This window comes from Actinomadura sp. KC216, assembly GCF_004348535.1.
GTDB lineage: Bacteria > Actinomycetota > Actinomycetes > Streptosporangiales > Streptosporangiaceae > Spirillospora.
On sequence record NZ_SMJX01000467.1, the window covers coordinates 1 to 4937 of the forward strand.

Genomic DNA, 4937 nt, shown 5'->3' on the forward strand with positions numbered 1-4937 from the left:
CACACAACGGACGTCGTTCCGGGGCCGACAGATCAACGCAGAGACACTCCGAGGGAGGATCAGTCATAGCACGGGTCAGGCCACCGGAACGACGCCCACAGTTATGATCATGGACTGAGTGTCGTAGCAGTCACCGATCGAGCCCATCGAGGCGACCAGGCCAGAGTCCTTGGCGCGTTCGGTGAAGACCCAGGAGGTGTACTGCACCCCGTGATCGGAGTGGATCAGGGTGCCGGGTGGTGGTTGCCGGTTCTGGATCGCCATGCCCAGCGCGTTGGTGACCAGCGCGGCGGTCTGGGTGGAGTCGATGGACCAGCCGACCACGCGGCGGGCGTAGACGTCCAGGACAACGCAGCAGTAGACCTTGCCCTCTCGGGTGGGGTGTTCGGTGATGTCGGTAACCCACAACTGATTGGGTGCGCTGCGCTGGAAATCGCGGTCGACCAGGTCCGCGGCGGTCGACGTCTGGTGCTTGAGCCGCGGCCGCCGCACCCCGGGCAGGCCCTTCAAACCGGCCCGGCGCATCAGCAGCTCCACCGCGCCGTGGCCGACCTGGATGCCCAGGCCGAGGGTGAGTTCGGCGTGCACGCGGCGGCCGCCGTAAGCACCGCGGGAGTCGGCGTGGACGGCCCGGATCCGCTCGGTCAGCCAGGCGTGCCGCAGCGCGCGGACCGAGGGCGGTCGGCGGCGCCACATGTGGAAGCCGGACTCTGACACGTTCAGGATCTTGCAGCAGGCCGCGATGGGCAGCCCGTCGGCGGCCATCATCTCGATGGCCTCGAACTTCCTTTTGGGGGCACCGCCTCTCTCAGCAGCTCGACCGCCCGACGGGTGATGGTCAGTTCGGTCTCCAGCTCAGCGATGCGGCGGCGAGCCGCGACCAGTTCAGCGTGGTCGGACGAGGTCAGGCCGGGCTCCAGGCCGGCGTCGATACGGTCTTGGCGCAACCAGACGTAGATGGTCTGGCTGGGCATGTCCAGCTCGGCCGCAACCTGCCTGACCGGCCGACCGGACTTCACCAGGTCCAACACCCTGCGGCGGAACTCGGGGGGATAACTACGGGGCATCCGCTGCCTCTCCTCGTGATCAACAGCACGAGGATTCCAGCGACCCGACACCACCAAAGCCGGGGCACATCACAGACTTCACCAAACCCGGTACGGCTCATTCCCGCGCAGTTGCACGATTGCGGGCCCGCACTTCACGCGGTGGCTACTTGGGGGGCGGGACCTTTCCGAGGACCCACATCATTCGGGTTTCGATCAGCCGCTGCGTATTCGGATCGTACGGTCCGCACTCGCGCTGGTAGTCAACGATGAGTTCGTCGTAGGTTCGCACGGCGCCTTCGAGGTCGCCCGAGCGTGCGATGCATTCAGCGAGATTGGCTCTCGCCTCCAGCGTCAGCAGGTGGTTCTCCCCATACCGCCGGCGGGCGTCGCGTACCGCCGCGTCCGCGGCCCGCAGCTCGGCAAGGGATCCGGGGTCGACGTGCGGGACGTCCGGCACCGGGCTGGTCGCGGGCCTGCCCTCGGCGTCGATGACGGTCGCGCCCGCCGTGGGACGGACGATCTCGTCGAGCCGCACGATGACCTCGTCAGCGGACTGCGGCCGGTGCCCGGGCTCCTTGGCCAGCAAGTCCATCACGAGCCGGTCGAGGGCCTCGGGAACGCCGCTGAAGCCGGCCGCCGGTGGCACCGGCGTCCTGTAGAGATGGTCGTTGCGCAACTGTTCGGTGTTGGTGTTCCAGATCCACGGTCCGAACGGGGGCTCGCCGGTCAGCAGCTCATACATGAGACATCCGAGCGAATAGAGGTCGGTGCGGTGGTCGCCGCCCCGCTCGAGCCAGCGTTCCGGTGCCATGTAGGCGGGAGACCCTGCTGCGACACCCGGTGCGGTCAGTGACGACTGGAGCGTCCGGGCGATGCCGAAATCGACCAGCTTGGCGTCGCCCGCCTCGGTGATCATGACATTGGCAGGTTTGATGTCCCGGTGGAAGACACCACGCTCGTGGCAGAGCGCCAGGCCGCGGCAGAGCTGCACGCACCAGCGCTGCACCTGCTGCAACCGCGGCCGATGCAGGCTGTCGTTGCTCAGGGGACGGCCCTCGATCCATTCCATGACGAGGAACAGCAGGTCGCCTTCGGTGCCGTGATCCCGTACCGCCACCACGTACGGGCTGGGCGGCAGATCGCCGAGAATGCTGATCTCACGACGGGCCAACCGCGCCGCGGCAGGGCTGATCTCCTTGAAGAGTTTGACGGCGACCAGGTCGTTGCCGCGCAGGTCCCGGGCCGCCCACAACTCGGCCTGCCCGCCCTCGCTGACCTTGTGATCGAGAAGGTAGGTGCCGGCGATGGTCGTACCGGGTGGGCGAAGAGGGGTCACGGCGCCAGCCCGTCCAACACCTTGGTCAGTTCCGCGTGGCCGGCTCGCTCGGTCTCGTCCCACATCCGGAGCAGTGCGCTGGCCTCCCCGACCACGGCGGTGACGGTGATGCCCGCACGGCGTTGCTCTTCGAGGATTTCCGCGTCCCGCCGCCGAAGCCGCCTCGGGTAGGTGAACAGTTCCAGGCCCGCGTACACCACCAGCGCGATGCCCGCAATGATCACCAGCAGCCGGACGACGCCCGTGGCCTGGAAGAAACCGACGAAGGGCAGCGCCGCACCACCGACCGCAATGGCGACCGTACGCGAGTCCGGTGGTTGCGCCTTCCGGGTCGCGGCGATGTGCTCCCGCACCTCCAGGGTGAGCCGGGCGCTCTCCTCCTTAGCGGACGCCCCGGCTGCGATCTCGCCCTCCCAGCCGTTCACCTCGACCGTCACACGGTGCGGGCGGTGCGCGCGGGCCTCGGCCGCGACCGAACCACCGACGCGCGCGATCCAGTCCTTGGCACAGACGAGCGCGAACCGCCGTGCCTGCGGGACGAGCCCGAACGCCTCGGGCTCGAACGCCGCCTGGGTGAGGAAGGTGGCCAGGTCGTTGGCCTCCGCATACGGGTCGCCCAGCTCGCTTTCGAGCTGGGTGGCCCGCTTCATGTCCCCGCCGCACTTCTCGACCAGGTCCTTGGAGCGGATGGCGCGGAGCAGCTCGGCCTCGTCCGGCTCGGGCTGGTCGATGAGGGCTCCCAGCGCCTGCTGGGAGTGCCTGTGCACGCCCTGGCCCAAGCCATCGGTGATGTCGTCGGCGAGTTCGGCGAACCGCTCGCGGAAGGCCGCGGCCGTCTTCTCGCACGCGATGGCGTACCGCCAGTTCTCCGCGATCTCCAGCCACTGCTCACCGGGCACATGGCGGCGCAGGACGGAAAACCCGTCCTGGGGCAGCGGTTCGTTGTTGAGCAGCAGATGGTTGCGGCAGATGTCGAACTGCGCGCCGTAGGCCGTCGTTGACCCGCCGCCCGCACTCAGCGTCCGTCCCCACCGGTTCAGTGCGGTGAAGGCGTATGAGCGCGCCTCATCACCGAGTTCGCCCTCCGCGAGGGCGTTGATGATGTGCGAGAACTCCCGTCCGAGCGCCCTCGGGTCGATGTTCGTCAGATACGTGCTCATGCTGCTCGCGGCTGCGGCATGCTCGCCCAGCCTGGAGTAGAACAGCGACATGAACAGGTCGCTCTTGGCCTTGTCCTTGCTGAAGGACAGAACCCATGCCTTCGCGGTGGTGTGGTCATGCCCGAGATGCTGGGACGCGACCGCGACCACCGCGTGCGCGAGCCAGTAGTTGATCTCCTTCAGCGCGGAGGAGCCCGCCGCGCCGATCACCGTCCGGTGCTCCAGCACCCGCTGGCGGATGGCGGCGGACCCGGGATCGCTGATGAGGCTCTTGGCGAGCCCCCGGATCTCCATGCGCCCGGCGAACCTGGTGTCCAGCTCCTGCTGCAGCCGTGCCCGCTCGGCGCGGGCGCGTGCCAGGTTGCTCTCGCGCACCTGCTGATCGCGGATCTCGGTGAGGGTCGCGTCGAACCCGGCGATCCGGTTCTCGAGCCGCGTGATGCGCTGGGAAATCTCCTCCAGCTTGCCGATCTTGCGGTGGATCTCGCCGACCTCGACCAGGCGCCCCCTGACCGCCTTGAGGTCCGTTTGGACATTGCTGATCATTCTTGACTGATCCGCCAGCTGCCGCTCGACGTCCTCGCCCAACGGACCTCCCCTACCCGAACCCCACGGACCGTTCTGTACGACGCGCTCAACTTACGGGTGGTTTCTCTGTGCCTCTTGCGTCATACGACACATGTCCGATTGCGGCATGGTGCGGGTCTACTTCCGTCGGTATCTCCAACCGAGAGCCAGCGCTGCCCGAACGCCGCGCGACACGACCCTGACAACAATCCAGTGGTGAGAACGTCCGGGAACATCGGACGCGGACATGGCGAGCACCTCAAAGGCCAAGTACTGCAACATGGGCTTCTGCGATCTTCGGGTTCGTGGGGTCCTGCTCGGTTCCCTCATCACCTCGGTCTTGACGATCTACAAGGACAAACTCGCCGCAAGACGCGAGATCGGCCTCCGCGACCAGCAGTACCAGCGTGACCGAGTGACAGAGCGCAACGCGTTCCAGAGAGACAACATCTGCGCCCTGCAGCTTGAACTATCCAGAGCACGCGTCCTCGACCAACAACTCCGCGACATGGCCGACCAGCTCCGGAGCATCGTCGGCGTCGCCATCCGGGCGCCCGACCCCGCCAAGGCGCGGGAGCTCAGCGAGCAGCTCGAACCTTTGCAGATGCGCTTCAACGAGGCGATGCCCGGCGGGCGGTGAGCCTTCCGGAGAAGTGCTGCTCCTCAGTCCACAGCGTCGGGCCGTAAAGGCTGATGCAGTGGTGGGTCGCGCGGTGTGTGCGGTACAGATTCTCGATCCGCATGGCGGGGTCGGCGGAGGTGAACGGGTCGACGCCGAGAGGATCCTTCGAGGTCATCGGGCAGGTCCTCGTGGCGGGCTGGGAG

Annotated in this window: 5 protein-coding genes; 1 reads left to right on the forward strand and 4 read right to left on the reverse strand. The window is 67.4% G+C overall.

All coding sequences use genetic code 11. The features are described from left to right. Positions 1–75 precede the first annotated feature (75 nt). From E1264_RS40120 to E1264_RS40135, 4 genes are all read right to left on the reverse strand, one after another. Complete coding sequence (locus E1264_RS40120) at positions 76–768, reverse strand: IS3 family transposase (RefSeq protein WP_132182404.1); 693 nt, start codon at positions 766–768, stop codon at positions 76–78. After that, the gene (locus E1264_RS40125; protein WP_132182406.1) at positions 765–1067 is read right to left on the reverse strand and encodes a transposase; all 303 of its coding nucleotides are present in this window, start codon (positions 1065–1067) and stop codon (positions 765–767) included. Before E1264_RS40125 ends, E1264_RS40120 begins: the two co-directional genes overlap by 4 nt. Before the next feature lie 145 nt (positions 1068–1212). Further along, positions 1213–2385 (reverse strand): serine/threonine-protein kinase, encoded by a 1173-nt coding sequence (locus E1264_RS40130; RefSeq protein ID WP_165964629.1) that lies wholly within the window; start codon positions 2383–2385, stop codon positions 1213–1215. Further along, positions 2382–4091, reverse strand: coding sequence for a hypothetical protein (locus E1264_RS40135; protein ID WP_132182410.1), 1710 nt, complete (start codon positions 4089–4091; stop codon positions 2382–2384). Before E1264_RS40135 ends, E1264_RS40130 begins: the two co-directional genes overlap by 4 nt. A 268-nt stretch (positions 4092–4359) precedes the next feature. Between E1264_RS40135 and E1264_RS40140 the strand changes: the two genes are divergently transcribed. Further along, the gene (locus E1264_RS40140; RefSeq protein ID WP_132182413.1) at positions 4360–4752 is read left to right on the forward strand and encodes a hypothetical protein; all 393 of its coding nucleotides are present in this window, start codon (positions 4360–4362) and stop codon (positions 4750–4752) included. Positions 4753–4937 lie beyond the last annotated feature (185 nt).

Bases quoted from the DNA above. Each gene is read 5' to 3' on its own strand.
- E1264_RS40120 (WP_132182404.1), bottom strand. From the start codon at position 768: ATGATGGCCGCCGACGGGCTGCCCATCGCGGCCTGCTGCAAGATCCTG.
- E1264_RS40140 (WP_132182413.1), top strand. From the start codon at position 4,360: ATGGCGAGCACCTCAAAGGCCAAGTACTGCAACATGGGCTTCTGCGAT.
- E1264_RS40125 (WP_132182406.1), bottom strand. From the start codon at position 1,067: ATGCCCCGTAGTTATCCCCCCGAGTTCCGCCGCAGGGTGTTGGACCTG.
- E1264_RS40135 (WP_132182410.1), bottom strand. From the start codon at position 4,091: ATGATCAGCAATGTCCAAACGGACCTCAAGGCGGTCAGGGGGCGCCTG.